13 protein-coding genes are annotated in these 17,531 nt (G+C 46.9%); 8 read left to right on the top strand and 5 right to left on the bottom strand.

The window, feature by feature from the left end:
* Window positions 1–9: 9 nt before the first annotated feature.
* From AC27IJ_RS02225 to AC27IJ_RS02205, 5 genes are all read right to left on the bottom strand, one after another.
* Window positions 10–792, bottom strand: a complete 783-nt coding sequence (locus AC27IJ_RS02225) for an ABC transporter ATP-binding protein (protein WP_312446464.1) — start codon at window positions 790–792, stop codon at window positions 10–12.
* Between the two features lie 2 nt (window positions 793–794).
* Entirely contained in the window at window positions 795–1,841 is a 1,047-nt protein-coding gene (locus AC27IJ_RS02220) for a FecCD family ABC transporter permease (protein WP_312446466.1), read from the bottom strand.
* Window positions 1,838–2,878, bottom strand: coding sequence for a FecCD family ABC transporter permease (locus tag AC27IJ_RS02215; protein WP_312446468.1), 1,041 nt, complete (start codon window positions 2,876–2,878; stop codon window positions 1,838–1,840). The genes AC27IJ_RS02220 and AC27IJ_RS02215 overlap by 4 nt, the downstream gene beginning before the upstream one ends.
* Window positions 2,875–3,876, bottom strand: a complete 1,002-nt coding sequence (locus AC27IJ_RS02210) for an iron-siderophore ABC transporter substrate-binding protein (RefSeq protein ID WP_312446470.1) — start codon at window positions 3,874–3,876, stop codon at window positions 2,875–2,877. The genes AC27IJ_RS02215 and AC27IJ_RS02210 overlap by 4 nt, the downstream gene beginning before the upstream one ends.
* Before the next feature lie 176 nt (window positions 3,877–4,052).
* Complete coding sequence (locus tag AC27IJ_RS02205; protein WP_312446472.1) at window positions 4,053–4,850, bottom strand: AraC family transcriptional regulator; 798 nt, start codon at window positions 4,848–4,850, stop codon at window positions 4,053–4,055.
* 311 nt (window positions 4,851–5,161) lie between these two features.
* On the opposite strand from AC27IJ_RS02205, the gene AC27IJ_RS02200 reads away from it, so the two are divergent.
* From AC27IJ_RS02200 to AC27IJ_RS02165, 8 genes are all read left to right on the top strand, one after another.
* Entirely contained in the window at window positions 5,162–8,980 is a 3,819-nt protein-coding gene (locus AC27IJ_RS02200; protein WP_487147316.1) for a hemoblobin-interacting domain-containing protein, read from the top strand.
* A gap of 376 nt (window positions 8,981–9,356) precedes the next feature.
* Window positions 9,357–10,055 carry a GntR family transcriptional regulator gene (locus AC27IJ_RS02195; protein WP_312446475.1) on the top strand — a complete coding sequence of 233 codons (699 nt, stop codon included), beginning with the start codon at window positions 9,357–9,359 and terminating at the stop codon, window positions 10,053–10,055.
* 378 nt (window positions 10,056–10,433) lie between these two features.
* A complete protein-coding gene (locus AC27IJ_RS02190) occupies window positions 10,434–11,204 on the top strand; it encodes an acyl-CoA dehydratase activase (RefSeq protein WP_312446477.1) in 771 nt (256 codons plus the stop codon).
* Window positions 11,205–11,219: 15 nt separating this feature from the next.
* Complete coding sequence (locus AC27IJ_RS02185; protein ID WP_312446479.1) at window positions 11,220–12,452, top strand: 2-hydroxyacyl-CoA dehydratase subunit D; 1,233 nt, start codon at window positions 11,220–11,222, stop codon at window positions 12,450–12,452.
* 5 nt (window positions 12,453–12,457) lie between these two features.
* Window positions 12,458–13,576, top strand: coding sequence for a 2-hydroxyacyl-CoA dehydratase subunit D (locus AC27IJ_RS02180; protein WP_312446481.1), 1,119 nt, complete (start codon window positions 12,458–12,460; stop codon window positions 13,574–13,576).
* A gap of 15 nt (window positions 13,577–13,591) precedes the next feature.
* A complete protein-coding gene (locus AC27IJ_RS02175) occupies window positions 13,592–14,725 on the top strand; it encodes a YkvI family membrane protein (protein ID WP_312446482.1) in 1,134 nt (377 codons plus the stop codon).
* A gap of 40 nt (window positions 14,726–14,765) precedes the next feature.
* Complete coding sequence (locus tag AC27IJ_RS02170) at window positions 14,766–16,349, top strand: AMP-binding protein (RefSeq protein ID WP_312446483.1); 1,584 nt, start codon at window positions 14,766–14,768, stop codon at window positions 16,347–16,349.
* A 12-nt stretch (window positions 16,350–16,361) separates the two neighbouring features.
* Entirely contained in the window at window positions 16,362–17,504 is a 1,143-nt protein-coding gene (locus tag AC27IJ_RS02165) for an acyl-CoA dehydrogenase family protein (RefSeq protein ID WP_312446484.1), read from the top strand.
* Window positions 17,505–17,531 lie beyond the last annotated feature (27 nt).

Here is a 17,531-nt window from a genome sequence, read left to right as displayed (position 1 = left end):
ACCCCCTTATTAAATCAAATGGTATGAGATGCAGGCAGGCCTGCCGGTCCGTGGGTCGGCGGCGATCTCTGCATCGATATGGAAGGTATCCCGCAAAACCCCGGGCGTCATGATTTCCTCCGGCGTACCCTGTGCAACAATGCTTCCGCCCCGGATGGCCACAAGAAAATCTGAAAAGCGGGAGGCGAGGTTTAGGTCATGGAGCACCATGGCAATGGTACAATTCCGTTCCCTGTTAAGCTTTTCTAACAGTTCCAGAACCTCAAGCTGATAGGCCATGTCTAAGTAGGTGGTGGGCTCGTCAAGTAAAATCAAGTCGGTCTCCTGGGCAAGGGCCATGGCAATCCACACTCTTTGCCGCTGACCGCCGGAGAGGGCATCAACAGCCGCTGTTTCTAAACCGGAGAGCCGGGTCACCTCCATCGCCCATGTGATCATGTCTTCATCCTCTTTTTTTAGCTTGCCCAAACCCTGGCGGCGGGGAAAGCGCCCATAGGATACAAGTTCCCTTACGGTCAGCCCTGCTGGCGCAGTGGGTGTTTGGGGCAATATGGACATCCGCTTTGCCACCTCTCTTGTGGGAAGGGCCTGGATATCACTGCCGTTAAGAAACACCCAGCCTTTTTGCGGTTTAAGTATGCGGCCGACCGCCTTTAATATGGTGGATTTCCCGCAGCCATTGGGCCCTATGAGGGAAGTAACCTTCCCGCGGGGTATCATTAAATCCAGACAGTTCACCACCCGATGTCCATCATAGGCAAGCCTTAATTCTTTTGTTGTTATTGCATTCATTTTTATCGCCTCGTTTCTTTTTCACGCCGGGACAGCAGGTATATAAAATACGGTGCGCCGATCACGGATACCACGACACCAGTGGGTAAGGATGCCGGCTGGATAATGACCCGGGCAATGGTATCGGCTGCCGATACCAGCAGTGCTCCCACCAGAGCGCATACGGGCAGGGCGATGCCATGCCCCGGTCCAACCATGCGGCGGGTGATGTGGGGAGCCATAAGCCCCACAAAGCTGATGCTGCCGCTTACCGAAACACAGGCGCCGGCAAGGGCTGCCGCCATGAGCAGAAGTTTTCTCCGCTCCCTGTTCACGGAAACACCAAGACCGGCAGCAGTTTCATCCCCAAGATTCATGATATCCAGGATCCCTGCTTTGTAAAGGGAAGCGGGAATCAGGATGCACAGCCAGGGCAGAAGGGCTAATACAAACGTCCAGTTTGCCCCCCAGATGCTTCCTGTCTGCCAGGAGGAAACAAAGGCGTATTGGGTATCATCAAGCTTAACCACCAGCAGAGTGGTAAGGGCGGATAATCCAGCCTGAATCGCGATTCCGGTCATTACCATGGATACAGGCGCCGTACCAGCACCTTTTTTGCAGGAAAGGAAATAGACCAGAACTGCCGCACCGCCTGCTCCAAAAAGTGCCAGAACAGGAAGTGTAAAAATGGAAAACGGTGACAGGGGGCCAACGAAAAGGACATAAAGTACCACCATAAGCCCTGCGCCCGAATGGATGCCTAACAGCCCAGGATCTGCCAGGGGATTTTTTGTAACTCCCTGCAAGAGACAGCCGGATACCGCCAGTCCGGCCCCCACCAGCATGGAAAGGACAATGCGGGGAAGCCGGAAGGAGAAAAGGATCAGGTTTTCTTTTTCCCTGCCGCCTCCCATCATGGCGTGGAGGAGGTCTGTGGGAGACAACCTGCTGTAGCCGGTGCTTAGGCTGATAAGCCCGGACAGGATAAGAAGCGCAAGACATGTTCCTATTACCACCGTGTTACGTACCATGGTCTTTCTTTTTGTAAATATTTGTTTTTTCTGCGTCATTCAGACAACCCTCCTTTTTTATGTGACAGATACAGGAAGAAGGGAACCCCTATGAGGGATGTGATAACACCTAAGGGCACCTCAAAAGGCGGATTTACCGTCCTTGCACCTAAATCTGCCAGAACCAGCAGCAAGGCACCCAGAACAGCCGCGGAAGGGATTATCTTTTTATAGTCCACGCCTACCAGAAACCGGGCCCCATGGGGGATGATAAGACCCACAAAGGAAACTGACCCTACCACCGATACAGAAATACCTGCCAATGCAAGCACTGCAAGTGTGCAGAGACAATGGATAAGGGTTGTGTTAAGTCCAAGACCTGTGGCAACATCCTCGCCCATATTCAATATGGATACATAGGGCGAAAGCAAAAACGCGCCAGCCAAGGCAGCCGAAACCACAGGCGCAAGAATATAAAACTGCTGCCAGGTTACGCTGGCCACGCCGCCCACAGTCCAAAACAGCACGTCCCTGCCCACATGAAAGCTCAGGGCGATTCCCTGGCTCAGTGCCGTTAAAAGCGTACTGACTGCAGCGCCGGACAGCACCAGGCCCATAGGACTCCTTCCGCCTTTGTGGGACGCGGCAATGCCGTTAATCAGAAGCGCACCAAGGGCCGCACCAAGGAAGGCAAAAACAATCATCATGCCATAGCTTATACCCGGCATAAATGCAAAGCACAATGCGATGGCAAAACCTGCTCCGGCATTGATTCCCATAAGTCCTGAATCGGCCATGGGATTGCGGGTGGTTCCCTGCATAATTGCACCGGCTACGGCAAGAGCCGCGCCAATCAGTCCGCTGATGAGCACTCTGGGCAGCCGTAAGTCTATGATCATAAGGTGCTGGGGATTCCTGCTGTCAAAATGCGTGAAAGCATCAACGACAGTATCCATAGAAATATTTGCAGTGCCTTGTGTGATAGAAAAACATAAAAGAAGGATTAATAAAATCATGCCGGAAGTAATGAGAGGGCGCAGCGGGATGGAGCGCCTATTGCTGCCGCTTTTATTAGGTATGTATTTATTGATCATCATTTGATTGTATGCACCAGCTTATTGGCAGTTAAACTCATGGCTAAGGGGCCAAACGTGTTAAGGGAATCATCAAAATAAACCACATTGTCATTTTTTACGGCGCTCATATTCAGCCAGACAGATGAGGCTTCCTGGGATTTTACAAATCCTTTGGCAGTATCAACGTAGTCCATGAAGATGATGTAATCCGGGTCCATTTCCGCCACCGCTTCCAGGGAAAAGGTCTCATAGCCGAAGGTATATCCTTTGGGCGGGGTGATGCCGAAGGCGTCGTAATAGCTGCGGCTGCCCCGGGCAACAAATGCCTTGCCTCCATTGGTGCGGAAAAGAGCAACGGTTTTATCCTGTTTGCTTAACACTTCATGGGCTGATGCTATGGTGTCCTCGGTTTCCTTGATGATTTTCTCAGACACATCTTCCTTACCCACAATTTCTCCGCAGTCACGGGTCTGGTTCTGCCATGTGTCACTATAGTCCAACAGCACCACAGGGGCGATCTGATTTAACTGGTTATAGATTTCGTCCAGACCTGAGTGCCCGGCAAAAGTTACAATCACATCAGGTTTCGCTTCCAGAACCGCTTCCAGATTAATTTCCCGTGCGCTTCCAAGATCCATGATTTTTGCGGTTCCACCATAGGGAATCAGTGTTTCATAGGTGTCCAGAGCCTGCTGCGCCGTCCCTACCGAAGCGCCTGCCGAGGCGGCAACGGGGGTGCCAAGTGCAAAGAAGTATTCCAGATAGTTGGAATGGAGAATGGCAATGCGTTTGGGCTGGCTGGCCAGGGTTATTTTATGACCACCGGCGTCCATGATGGTGCGCGGCCACGAAGAATCTTTAGAAACGTCCGGATCCTGCGGTTTTTGGGATTCTTCTGCACCTATGTTTTCCGTTGGCTCGGGGTTTGACGCCTCCGGCTGCTGATGTCCCTTTGAACAAGCGGATAACAGTCCGGCAGATAAAAGCAGTGCAAGTAAAATAGAAATATGTTTTTTCAATGTAGCACCTCCTGAATTATTGGTTAGCCAAAACTAACTTCCGGTTAAATATATCAGACCACGATGCTTATGTGAATGGCTTTATCCGCAATTTATATGGACATATCCTGAATAGCAGTCAACAGCATAAAAAAACGCCCATGAAAAAAGTATGGGCGTTTCCTTGTACCTGGTGCTTATTCTTCCCTGAATTTGCTTGGAGGCACTCCAAAATGTCTCTTAAATATACGGCTGAAATACAGCGCATCCGGGTAGCCAGCTTGCTCCCCTATGGTTCCTATGGGAATGGAGGTCGTGACAAGCAGCTCCCGGGCACGGTTCATACGGTATGTCCGCAGGTAGTCTGCCGGCCCCATGCCCGCATACTTTTGAAAAACGTAAAACAACCGGTTTTCATTGACTCCGTTTTGCCTGGCCAGTGAACTTACGGTTAAACCATCCATGTAGTGGGTGTGGATGTACTCCGAAACCGATTCAAAAAGCTCCTGTGCACCGTATTTTGTTTGATTCCTGACACACAAAAACGTCTCCACCAGCGCCCGTCGGAACAAGGTTTCCGTTTGTAAAGCTGCCAGACCGCCTGGCCGGTTGGAGGTTGCGTACAGATGATGAAGCATATCGTATAGCTGGGGGCTTTGCCCGACGGTTAAGCTGAAATGGGTATTCTTTAATTTCATGAGTGGTGATTCGCCGCAGGTTTCATAAAGAACAGAAACGAATTCCCAGTCTTCGTCTCCAATAACACGCTTGCGTATGGCGGTGTCGGCCGAACCATGGACGACAACCCCTGGTTTGATGAAATAAGGCGTATCGTTAAACTGGTATTCCGCGCAGCCGGAAAGCGGGAATATAAACCCTGGATAAGGAGCAGTCTTTTGTATGCCCTTACTACCGGCTGGTATCTTATAACGGTAAACCCCTTGTACTTTAAAAAACGTGGATGCAAAATGATCCACAATCGTATTCAGTTCCATTGCCATGGCTCCACATCACATTCCTTAAATAATAAAAATATTGATAGTATCACATGATCTTTCCCTATCATCATACCACAGGTATTCTGTTATGAAAGAGGTATTCGCAGAAATATCATGATTTCAGTTGCAGGGGATAGGATATAGCGCGTAGAAAAGGAAATCAGCATGCTTATGGGAAGAACATTACAAAAAAGCTGTTGAGAAAAAGACTCATTCCTTCTTACATATCTTCATTGACAACAGATTACCTCCCCGATATACTGAGATGGCAATAGTTAGTTAAAACTAACTTGAAATAGGAGGATGCAATGGTTAAGAAAAAGTTGATTCAAAAAGCAGTGGCACCAATATTGACAGCCGCTTGTGTACTTTCCCAGTTTGGCATAGCCTGGGCGGGCGTAACAGGCAGTTCCCCGGCAATCAGAGAGAGGGGCATATACGCACAAGGCGACTGGAAATATGAAAATGAAAGCTGGAAACATTATGAGGTCTCAGGAACCTTAAGTGCCGGCTGGATCCAAAAGGCATCGGGCTGGTATTATCTTCGCCCGGAAGACGGAACCATGATGACAGGTTGGTTTCAGGATGAAAAGGGAATAAGGTACTATCTGAACACTTCCAATGATGGTACAGTGGGCCAGATGCGCTCCGGCTGGTACCAGGATGGAAACGGAACATGGTACTTTTTTAATACGGCTAATGAGGAAACCTTTGGGGCCATGAAGACAGGGTGGCAGTGGATTGACGGATATTGCTATTATTTTAATGCTGCTGACGGAACAGACATGGGAAAGATGTATACAGGCCAGACAACCCCGGATGGATATTTTGTGAATGGAGAAGGCCGCTGGGCAGAGTCTGACGGTAACGTCCATTATGAGGCGGGAAGAGGCTTAGCTTCAACGCCTGCAGCAGAAAACACAAAGAAAACAGCATCTTCCGGTGGGGGAAGCAGTTCCTCTGGCAGAAACGGTTCCTCAGGTGGAGGCAGTTCCTCCGGCAATGAGAATAACGGAAGCGGTACCAGCGGGAATGGGGGCAATCAAAACGAAGAAAGCAGCAACCAGGAAGGTAAGGCGGTTTTTGTCAATGAGGAAAAGACAAAGCTGATAGACTTAGGCTGGATACAATATGCAGTAATTGCATTCCAGGAAGGAAAGATAGACGATTATACCATTGATGTAGATGGGACAGATATTACGGATGTATGCACTAACGTAGACGATGACGGAACTGTGGTCAAATGGCAGACGACCTCATGGAAGCCGGGTACCATTACAGTTACCAGGATTTCTGACGGCAAAGAGCAGGGCGTAAAGGTTGGAAAGGGCTCTTTGGCAGAAGCGCCGGAGAGAGGCAGCCTTGATTTGGCTCCCGGCGCGATCCTGACCAACGGACCGATATCTGTCTTTGACTATTGGCTGGATAATTACGATAAAGACGGCAATGTACGCGTAAGACCTGAGAAGACTACTTTTCAGTTAAGCGGAGAGAGTCAGGAGGTTTCTTCTGAGGTGCCTGCCGATTATTACATACCTGATACCATGATTGATAAAGATGGAAAGGGCAGGATCCAGCTTAAGATGTCGTTAAAGACTCTGGCGCAGGAAAATTGGTTTGACCAGTTAAAAACCATTAAGGCTCTGGATTCTGAGAACTCTATTTTAAACAAGAACCTTGTTTTTACTACTGCAATCGAATCTGAATATGGAAAAACAGGGGTGATTACGATCCAGCTGCCTCAGACAAACCTTTTTGCCCGGGGGCGTTATCAGCTGAATCTGTCTTCCGGATCCAGCAAGGCAACCATGAATGTGCCCCTTCATCTTGTGGACAACAGGCTTTTTGTGATGAACTTAAATGCCCTGAACCCGAGTCCAAAGCAAGGAGAAGACTTTGCCTTTGAAATTGTGGGACCGGATGGTGAAAGCTTTGGAACAGAGATCCTGTCTCCGATTTACAGGGTAGATCTGACTACGCCGTCAGGAAACGTGAAGTCTCTTACAAAAATAAACCAATGGTACGAGATTGGCCCCATGCTTCATATCTGCGGTACAGATACGGATGGCAATGTGATTACTGATGAAAGCGGCATATATACGGTTACGGCATATGCAAATGGCTACCAGACAATGTCTAAGAAAGTGGAGGTGGGCGTCAATTCCCAGGTTGGGACAGATGACATTAAAATCTTTGCAATGGCAGAACCTTACGGTATTGACGCCATGTCAAGCGCTACTGTTGTCATACCGGATGGCGGCGGTACCGGAGGCTCTGGTACTTCCGGAGGTTCAAAGATGAACGGATTCCTGATATTTGACCATGACCTGCTGGCAAATGCATTGATCTTACATGAGATCAACGATGTAAGTGAGGACAGCGAGGCGGTAGTGCAGTGGTGGTATGACCAGAAGGCACTGGCGGTTATGGATGAAAACGCTGAAATTTTTTATGATTTTACCCATTATTTAAATGCGGTTAAAGATGGAAAGCTGGGGACAGGAGAATATCTTTCCTTTGAAAAATATAAAGAGATCCAGACCGGAGGAGAGACTGGAAACCGCCCATACCAGATCAAGAGGGTCCTGGAAGACGGAAAATTAGGAACCGTTGAAAGCCTTCTCTCTATGGTAGGAAAGACAGCGCCTGCCCTTAAGGGAACAGAAGGAAAGCTGGGTGAGGATCTGGTGCTGACCTCTGATAAGGATTTAGAATATATTTCGAAGATAACAGCCCTTTATCTGGATAATTCTGCAATAGCTCTTAGAAGTGACGATTACATTACAGCTTATAAGATCAGCGAGGCAAAGGAAAACGTTACCATTCTGTCAAAAACTGAAGGAACAGGCGGCGGTACGATCCAGCTTACGGAAGGAGAACACAAGCTGCGCATTGTGGCAGAGGGATACAAGGAGCAGACAGTTGTTTTACATGTGGTTAAGGAATTGGAAAGGTTTAAACTTTCTCTGGCTGATAACCCTGATAAGGCAGAGGCTGAGGAAGCGGCAGCTTACCATGTAGGACAGATGGTTACCATCAATGCTGCAGCCGATGAAGACGATGAAAGCCAGAAGAAGCTTCGCGGTGACTTTATGAAGAACTTAACAGGGGTGACCCTGACCGACCCGGAAGATAATACAAGGAAAGTGCTTTCCAAGGAACAGGGCGGAATGTTCAGCCAGGACAATTATGAAAAAGAAGATTATTCTTTCGCACTTCAGAAAAATCTGTTTCAGAAGGCCGGGCGGTATACGGTTCTGGTGACTGCTGAAGGGTACACTGCCAAGACCCTGACCTTTGAAATCCAAAAAGCTGCAGGGAAACCGGTCGAAAATGAAAAATCAGCTCCTGATGTGCAAACGTCAAATTACGTGAAAGCAACGAACTGGGATCCGGCATATTATCGTGTAACCTTTGATGCAACAGATGAGAAGGCGGCAAAAGAGTACCTGAATGCAGATAAAACAGTGATAGTTAACGGAATTCCTTATAAAAAGGCCATATTGTTGTCCAGTTCCAGACAAAATGAATTTAAAGTATCTAAGGATGAATCCTATGGAGTTGTGAAATATCTTGACTTCACGGCAGATAGCTTTACAGAAGAAGAAAATGAAGTGGTTATTGAGGTAAATGGCTACGAGACATTGACATTCATCGTCGAGTTATATGACCCTGAAACAGATATGGAAGGAAAGAGTGATCCTGAAGCCCTTAAGGAAGAGGTTGCAGAAACCAAGAAAGACAAGGCAGAAGAAACAAAGGAAGAACCGGTGGAGACCGAGGAAGAGAAAACAGAAGAAACAAAGGAAGAACCGGTAGAAGCCGAGGAAGAGAAAACAGAAGAAACAAAGGAAGAACCGGTAGAAGCCAAGGAAGATAAGACAGAAGAAACGAAGGCAGAACCGGTGGAAGCCGAGGAAGACAAAACAGAAGAAGCTAAGGAAGAACCGGTGGAAACAGTGGGAGACAAGACAGAAGGCACCAAGGAAGAAACCGTAGAAATCAAGGAGGAGGAAAACGCAAAAGAAGCTGCAGAGAGCAAGACAGAAGAAATTCAGAAAGATACTGCTAAGACCAAAGAGAAAGTTTCTGACAGCCTGGGAAAAAAGCCGGAGGAAGAAGTGTAAATTATAAAAATTGCTGATACGGCAGTCAAAGAATAAAAAGGTGGATTAAAAGACAGTGTAAAAGAGGGGTATTTTACCCCTCTTTTACAAAATGTAATTGTAAATGTATTCACCCGTTTTTCAAGAAGCGATATTCTGGACAAATATTTTCAGACAAAGCGTTTGCCAGATAAAGTATCGGTGAAACAATGCACAGCTCACGATGCTCATCACCACCAGATCCATGGGAAAGAAGTGATCGTACAATAAAACAGAATCAGGACCGGAGCGGATGGCAGCCATACCGTGCATAAGAAACGAATTGACAGAAATCTCTAGTCAAGAGTATAATCGATTCATAACAAAATACAAGTAATATGAATTGAAGGTAAGGAATATGGATTATATGAAAAGTAACAGCCAGCCGTTTTCCGCTGATTATGTTTTCCTCAACATCAGAAAACGTATTTTGAAGCTGGAATTAGAGCCTGGAACCAGGATCAGTGAAAATCAGATGGCAGAAGAATACGGGGTGTCAAGAACCATCATCCGTAACGCCTTTGCAAGGCTGAATCAGCTTGGGCTTCTTACGGTATACCCTCAGAGAGGAACTTATGTAAGCCTGATCGATTTAAAACTCATCGGAGACCTGTTGATTTTAAGGACTGCCGTGGAAAAGGAAGAGCTTTACGAGCTGTTGTCCCAGAGGGACGAAGAGAAAATTAAAAAACTGGTAAAAGAACTGGAGGATAATTTAGAAAAACAGGAGTCCTATCGGAATGTTGAAGGATATGACCTGGAGTTTCAAAAGCTGGATTCGGCATTCCACCGGGCCATTGCGGAAAGTGTGGAACGGTATAATCTTATAAAATTGCTGGAGGATTTAATGCTCCACATTTCAAGATGGCGGAATTTTGACGTGGCACTTGGCAAAAGGATGCCTTGCCTGATCGATGAACATCGGAAGATTGTTGACGAAATCAAAGGCGGCGATTTTGCCAAAGCCCAGCAGGCTATGGCAGATCATCTGGAAACCATATCTGAAATCAGGACTAAAGCAAAGGAAAGGTATCCACAGTATTTCTTAAACATTTAATCCGGCTGGATAAGAATAAATGGTCAGAAATCCTCAGTCATTTGAGGTTCAAGCCGTTTGCAGCAAAAACAGCCGATTATTTGTTTATAAGAAAAAGATCGTCACAAATTAGACGATTACAAAAGGAGAAGGAGAAGAGCATTGCTTGAATCAGGTTCCATATAATATCTAAACAATATCCTGATTTAAAAAAAGTTATTGACAAATTCGACAAATTTTGATAATCTATGCATGAAAAAGTGTATCTTATTACATTTAATTTTTTATATTAACTTGTATACAAGGATACACTTTTCCATACAGCAACTTGTATACATGTATACATATATATTTTTTTCGAAAAGATTGTTATAAAATAGACAAAGAAAGGAAGCAACCATGTTTACTTTAGGTGTTGACATAGGCTCTACCACCTCCAAAGCAGTCATTCTGAAAGAAGGACAGGAGATTCTGGCTACTTCCCTGATTGGGGCAGGGACAGGAACCGACGGGCCGGGCCGGGCAATAGAGGCAGTACTTGCCGCAGGGAGCCTGAAGCTGGAAGAGATAACTTCTGTTTATGCCACCGGTTACGGAAGGAAGCTGTTAAAAAATGCCGATGGAGAGATGAGTGAGCTTAGCTGCCACGCAAGGGGGGTCCATCATCTGCTTCCGGATGTACGGACCATCATCGACATCGGCGGTCAGGATGCAAAAGTACTTTCCCTGGGTGCCGACGGGCGCTTAACGGAATTTTTGATGAATGACAAATGTGCGGCAGGGACCGGACGGTTTCTGGACGTCATGGCAGGAATCCTGCAGCTGAGGATTGATGATTTAGAAAAGCAGGCGGCCCTGTCTAAGCATCCGGTCAAAATATCCAGTACCTGTACTGTATTTGCCGAATCCGAGGTCATTTCCCAACTGGCAAACGGAGTCGAGATTCCGGACCTGGTTGCCGGAATCTGCCAGTCCGTAGCCAGCAGAGTGGCGGCTCTTGCGAAACGGATCGGTGTGAAAGAAATGTTGTGTATGAGCGGCGGCGTTGCCCAAAATGGCGGAGTACGAAAAGCCATGGAGCAGGAGCTGGGTCTTGAAATTACCTATTCGCCAATGGCCCAGCTCATGGGTGCTTTAGGAGCAGCGCTTTACGCTTATGATAAATCATAAAAGGAGGAATTTTTCATGGGTGAAGGAGAAACAAAACCAAAATTTACCATTGACCCCAATTCAGCCAAGTTTAAGCTGAATGAGATCGTGGCAAAGCATTACAAGGAGATCCAGGAGGCAAAGGACAGGGGAGAAAAAATCGGCTGGTGCGCCAGCAATTTCCCTCAGGAAATTTTCCAGACTCTGGGCATTAAAGTATGCTATCCCGAGAATCAGGCGGCAGCCATTGCTGCGAGAGGAGCCGGGCAGCGGTTATGTGAAATTTCTGAGGCGGAAGGGTATTCCAATGACATCTGTGCTTATGCAAGAATCAGCCTGGCACATATGAAAACGGGGGAAACTCCGGAACAGAACATGCCTCTTCCAGACTTCGTGCTTTGCTGCAATAACATCTGCAACTGCATGATCAAATGGTATGAGAACATTGCAAAAGAACTGAATATACCGCTTATCCTCATTGACATTCCCTTTAATCCTGATTACGAGGTCTCAGATGCCCAGGTCGATTATGTCAAGAGCCAGTTTCTGGCGGCAATTGAACAGCTGGAGGAGATCACAGGTAAAAAGTGGAGTGATGAAAAATTCAGGGAGATCATGGAAATCTCAAACAGGACTTCCAGAGCATGGCTGGAGGCGACATCTTATACCAAGTATACCCCTTCCCCGCTTAATGGCTTTGACCTGCTAAACCATATGGCAGTGGCCGTCTGTGCCAGGGGAACCGTTGAAGCGGCCGAGGCCTTTGAAACCCTGTTGGAAGAATACAAAAAGGCGGTGAAAGAGGGAACCAGTACCTTCCGTGCAGAGGAGAAATACCGGATCATGTTTGAAGGAATCGCCTGCTGGCCTCATTTAAGAGCCACGGCTACCGGCTTAAAATCCAGGGGAATCAATATGGTGGCAACTATTTATGCCGATGCCTTTGGATTCATCTACGATGATTTTGACGGTCTGATCCGTGCCTATTGCAACGTACCCAATGCCATGAACTTAGAGCATGCCCGGGATAAGAGAGAAGCAATTGTAAACAAAACCCGTGCAGAAGGCCTTCTGGTACATACCAACCGGTCCTGTAAGCTTTGGAGCGGCTTCATGTATGAGATGAGCCGCCAGATCGGAGAAGACTGCCGGATACCGGTCACCTCATTTGACGGCGACCAGGCAGATCCGCGAAACTTCTCGGGAGCGCAGTATGAAACAAGAGTTCAGGGGCTGACGGAAATCATGGAATCCAACAAGAGGGGGTAAGACTGATGGCAACATTGAATGAATTATTAGAAAATTTTCATGAAATTGCGTATTCACCGAAAAAGCGGTTGAATGCTTATGTGGAACAGGGAGAAAAGGTTGTGGCCTGTGTCCCTGTCTACACTCCGGAAGAGCTGATCCACTCCATGGGGCTTGTTCCTATGGGAGCATGGGGAGCGGATATTGAGCTGAAAGAGTCAAAAAAATATTTTCCTGCATTTATCTGTTCCATCATGCAAAGCATTCTGGAGCTGGGAATTAAGGGAGAATACAAAGGCATTTCAGCCATTGTGATTCCTTCCCTCTGTGACTCTTTAAAATGTCTGGGGCAGAACTGGAAATATGCGGTGAAGGACATTCCTTTTATCCCCATGACCTATCCACAGAACCGGAAGCCGGAGGCGGGGAAAAAATTCACCAAAGCTTCCTATGAGCGTGTCATAAGAGACTTGGAGGCAGCGACCGGTGCAAAATTCAGCGAAGCTTCTCTGGCACGGTCCAATGAAATCTACAATGAACATAATGCGGCAATGAGAAAGCTGGCGGAGGTTTTAGAACAGCATCCTTCCATCACGGCAATCCAAAGAAGAGATATTTTTAAGAGTGCTTATTTCATGCGGAAGGAAGACCATACGGCACTGGTTAGCCAGCTGATGGAGGCTTTGTCACAGAAAGAGGAGAAGGAAAGCAAAATTAAGGTAATCACTACCGGAATTCTGGCCGACAGCGACGGGCTGTTAAAACTCTTTGATGAGCATGGGATGCAGATTGCAGCAGACGATGTTGCCCATGAATCCAGACAGTACCGTACGGATGTAAATCTGGAATTGGCACCTTTGGATGGACTTGCGGATAAGTTCTCCCGGATGGACCATTGCTCCGTTTTATACGATCCGGAAAAGAAGAGAGCCGGTTATATCGTTGATCTGGCAAAGAAATACAACGCAAGAGGTGTGGTGGTTCTGCTGACAAAATTCTGTGATCCGGAAGAATTTGATTATGTAATGGTGAAAAAAGCCTGTGATGGGGCAGGAATTCCTATGATACAAATGGAAGTCGACAGGCAAATGGTTAATTATGAGCAGGCAGGAACTATGATGGAAGCATTCAAGGATATGCTTTAACAGGAGGAGAAGGATATGATCGATAAAAATAAAATGCCGGTAGCGGTGGGCGTTGCATTCGTATGGTTTACCACACAGTTTGGCGGAGGATTTGCATCCGGTGCACAGCTGGTCCAGTATTTCGTTGCGTTCGGTATTTGGGCGCTTATTACCCCGATTCTTGCTCAGGCCATCGGAGCGGTGTTCCAGTGGTACGGGCTTCGGTTCGCGAAGCTTCATGATGCTTATGATTACAGAACCTTTAACAACAAATTTTATGGAAGATTTGCTCCCATTTTCTCCAACCTTTATGAGTTAGTATACATATTATTGCTGTGCCTGGCTCCCTCTGTTGCCTTTGCGACCGGAGGCTCCACCATGCAGTCCCTGACTGGAATTCCATATATGGTCTGTACTTTAGTCATTGGCTTATTTATCTTTGTGGTGACCATTTTCGGAACGGATTTTGTAAGAAAAGCGGCTTCCACATTGTCTGTGATCATCATTGCAGGTCTTTTGATTGTGTACATACCAAATATTATTGTCAGCTGGGGTGATATCGTAAGAAATATCAAGACTTTGGGTGCTGATCCTGCACCTGCCGGCCCTGCTCTCTGGAGCTGCTTTATCTATGGTTCCTTCCAGCTGGCTTCCATCGGATTGTTATATCAGCATGCGGAATCATTTAAATCAGAAAAAGAAGCCGGAACCAGCATGATTTACGGATTTATCGTAAACTCCGGATTGATTATGCTTTCCACTTTGGGACTTATGGCAGTTGCAACCAATCCGGATTTATCCAAGGATCCCCTTCCGGTTATTACTTTGATCAAAGGCGGAGTTGGAGCCAGCTTTATGAATCCGATGATTTCCATACTCATTATTTTAGGGGCGGTATCAACGGCGGTTAACATGATTGCCGGAGCAGTCCAGAGAGTTGTGGTTGCATTTGAAAAACCGGAGGAAAGAAGAAGTGACGGAAAGCCTTCGGCAAAGACCTTAATCTGCGCTTTGTTATGCACCATTCTTGCTTTCGCTATCGCCCAGTTCGGACTTCTTCCGCTGGTAAAGGTAGGGTATGGATATCTGGGTTATGTAACCATTGTAGTGGTACTGGTTCCGTTCCTGATCCGAATGATCGGAGAAGCCTTGGGAAAAGTCGAGAAATAACTGACAGAGACATGGGGCAGAGGTTAGCAGGAGAATAAATATGACAGGCCTTTTATCAGAAACAATCGGAGAACTGCTTCATAAAAGAGCTGTTCTTACGCCGAATGGAGCAGGAATCTGCTACCAGGACAGAAGCTATTCCTGGAAAGAGGCGGATGAAATTTCAGATTTTTGGGCAGCTGACTTTATGAAAAAAGGAATTTCACGCGGGAAACATGTCGCGTTGTGGGGGATTAACAGCCCGGAATGGATCATGGCGTATTTTGCTTTTATGAAGTCCGGGGCAATTGTGCTCCCGGTCAATACATGTTATAAGGAACAGGAATTAACCGGGGTTTTAAAAGAAGCGGATGCGGATTATCTGTTCTATGGGAAGGGCTGCAGGAATGCGGACTACGGACCGGTCATTTCAAAAGCAGGACTGGACCGTCCGGGCAGCTTCTTAAAAGGGATCGTATCCTTAGACCATCTGCCTGGCTATGAAATGGGTGAAGACAGGGAGGAAGATAAGCGGCTTTTAAATGAAGCAAAACGGAATCTGTCCTCAAAGGATACTGCCAACATCCTTTTCACCTCCGGTACCTCCGGCGTTCCCAAAGGAGTGATGTTAAGCCATGAAAACCTGGTCAACAATTCTGCCGAAATGGTACATTCCATGCATTGGAACGAGAGTGACCGCATGTGTTTATCTGTTCCCCTGTTTCACTGCTTTGGCATCACAGCGGGCATTCTGTCCGCTGTCCATGCCGGAGCGGCAATTTATATAAATCAGTATTATAAGTCCATTGGAGTTATGGAAAACATACAGAAAAATTCCTGCACCATTCTAAACGGTGTTCCCAGTATGTTCCTGGCTATGGTAAAGAATAGCAGGAGAAATGAATTCGATCTAAGTTCCTTAAAGAGCGGAATTATCGCGGGTTCCGCCATTCATCCGTCAGATTATATTAATATCTGTGAAGAGCTGAAGATGGAGCATCTGCAGCCTTCCTATGGGCAGACCGAGTCTTCCCCTGCGATTACCATGACCGGATATTCAGAACCAATCTGCCGAAAGGCCCTTACGGCAGGAAAAAAGATACCTTATACGGAATTAAGGATCTGGGATGAAAGAAGAAAGTGCGTTGCCAAAACAGGCAATGCCGGAGAAATCCAGTCACGGGGATATCACATCATGAAGGGCTATTACAACAGAACAAACGAAACAGAAAAAGTGCTGGATGAGGAGGGCTGGCTTCATACCGGGGACTGCGGTTATCTGGATGAAGAAGGCTGTCTTACTATAACCGGACGAAAAAAAGAGATGATTATCCGGGGCGGTGAAAACATAGCGCCGGTGGAAATTGAAAACTGCATCCTGGAGCTTCCGGAAATCAAGGATGTTAAGGTAGTAGGAGTCGAGGCCCAGGTTCTTCAGGAAGAAATCGCTGCCTGTATCATCACGGAGCCTGGAGCGGAGTTTTCTGTAGAAAGGGTCAGGGAACACGTCCGTCAGAATTTGGCAGATTATAAGGTTCCCAAATATGTTTGTCGGTTTGATTCATTTCCTTTTGGTAACAGCGGAAAGGTTAAGGTCCATGAGTTACGGCAGGAAGTCGAGAAACGGTTAGCGAAAAGAGGTTAAGGAGGAAACAACATGTATTTTACAAAACAGCATGAGCTTGTCCGGAAACTGGCGAGAGAGTTTGCGGAAAAAGAACTGACCAATGAAATCCTCGATGAGGTTGAGGAAAGCGGGACATTTCCGGAGGAAATCCTTTACAAAATGGGAAAGGCCGGATTTTTCGGCATTAAGACGCCAAAGGAATACGGAGGTTCAGGCGGTGATGCCCGCTGTTACGTGCTGGTGATGGAGGAAATGGCAAGAGTCAGCGGAGTTGCAAGCATTTATGTATCTTCCCCCAATTCCCTTTCCGGAGGTCCTCTGTTATTATCCGGCACAGAGGAGCAGAAACGGAAATACCTTCCCTCATTGATAAACGGGAGCAAAAAGCTTTGCTTTGCCCTGACAGAGCCGGGAGCAGGTTCCGATGCCGGCGGTATGCAGTCGACTGCGGTAAAGGAAGGGGATTCCTACATATTAAATGGTAGAAAGACCTTTATCACCATGGCGCCTCTGGCAGATTATGCGGTGGTCTACGCAAAGACGGATATGACAAAGGGAACAAAAGGAATCAGCGCATTTATCGTGGATATGAAAAATACTCCTGGAATTTCCTGCGGAAAGCCGGAACATAAAATGGGTGTCATCGGCTGTGCCACCAGCGATATCATTATGGATAATGCAAGAATTCCGGCAGAGAACCTTCTGGGTGAGGAGGGCATGGGCTTTATAAACGCCATGAAGACTCTGGATACCGGTCGCATGGGAGTAGCCGCCCAGTCCATCGGAGTTGCCCAGGGGGCTTTGGATGAGGCAATAAAATACGCAAAGGAAAGGAAACAGTTCGGAAGACGGATCGGGGATTTCCAGGCAATAGCCTTTATGATCGCAGATATGGCGACTAAGCTGGAGGCGGCAAAACAGTTGGTTTATAAGACTGCCTACTTAATGGATACCCATCAGCCTGCAACCTTGGAAGCTTCTATGGCTAAGTATTATGCTTCTGAAGTCTGCAATGAAATCGCTTCAAAATCCCTTCAGATCCATGGCGGTTACGGATTTATCAAAGATTATAAGATTGAGAGAATGTACAGGGATTGCCGTGTGTTCACCATTTATGAAGGTACCTCACAAATTCAGCAGCTGGTGATTTCCGGAAAACTGCTTAAGAAATAATGACTACACGGAAGGAGTAATGAAAAC

Source organism: Lacrimispora sp. YZC11, from assembly GCF_057543815.1.
Note: the sequence above shows the minus strand (reverse complement) of the source record. Positions and strands in the feature narration are given on the sequence as shown.

Coding starts and splice junctions, on each gene's coding strand:
- AC27IJ_RS02215 (WP_312446468.1), bottom strand. CDS start 2,878: ATGATGATCAATAAATACATACCTAATAAAAGCGGCAGCAATAGGCGC.
- AC27IJ_RS02185 (WP_312446479.1), top strand. CDS start 11,220: ATGGGTGAAGGAGAAACAAAACCAAAATTTACCATTGACCCCAATTCA.
- AC27IJ_RS02180 (WP_312446481.1), top strand. CDS start 12,458: ATGGCAACATTGAATGAATTATTAGAAAATTTTCATGAAATTGCGTAT.
- AC27IJ_RS02190 (WP_312446477.1), top strand. CDS start 10,434: ATGTTTACTTTAGGTGTTGACATAGGCTCTACCACCTCCAAAGCAGTC.
- AC27IJ_RS02205 (WP_312446472.1), bottom strand. CDS start 4,850: ATGGAACTGAATACGATTGTGGATCATTTTGCATCCACGTTTTTTAAA.
- AC27IJ_RS02200 (WP_487147316.1), top strand. CDS start 5,162: ATGGTTAAGAAAAAGTTGATTCAAAAAGCAGTGGCACCAATATTGACA.
- AC27IJ_RS02220 (WP_312446466.1), bottom strand. CDS start 1,841: ATGACGCAGAAAAAACAAATATTTACAAAAAGAAAGACCATGGTACGT.
- AC27IJ_RS02175 (WP_312446482.1), top strand. CDS start 13,592: ATGATCGATAAAAATAAAATGCCGGTAGCGGTGGGCGTTGCATTCGTA.
- AC27IJ_RS02195 (WP_312446475.1), top strand. CDS start 9,357: ATGGATTATATGAAAAGTAACAGCCAGCCGTTTTCCGCTGATTATGTT.
- AC27IJ_RS02170 (WP_312446483.1), top strand. CDS start 14,766: ATGACAGGCCTTTTATCAGAAACAATCGGAGAACTGCTTCATAAAAGA.
- AC27IJ_RS02165 (WP_312446484.1), top strand. CDS start 16,362: ATGTATTTTACAAAACAGCATGAGCTTGTCCGGAAACTGGCGAGAGAG.
- AC27IJ_RS02225 (WP_312446464.1), bottom strand. CDS start 792: ATGAATGCAATAACAACAAAAGAATTAAGGCTTGCCTATGATGGACAT.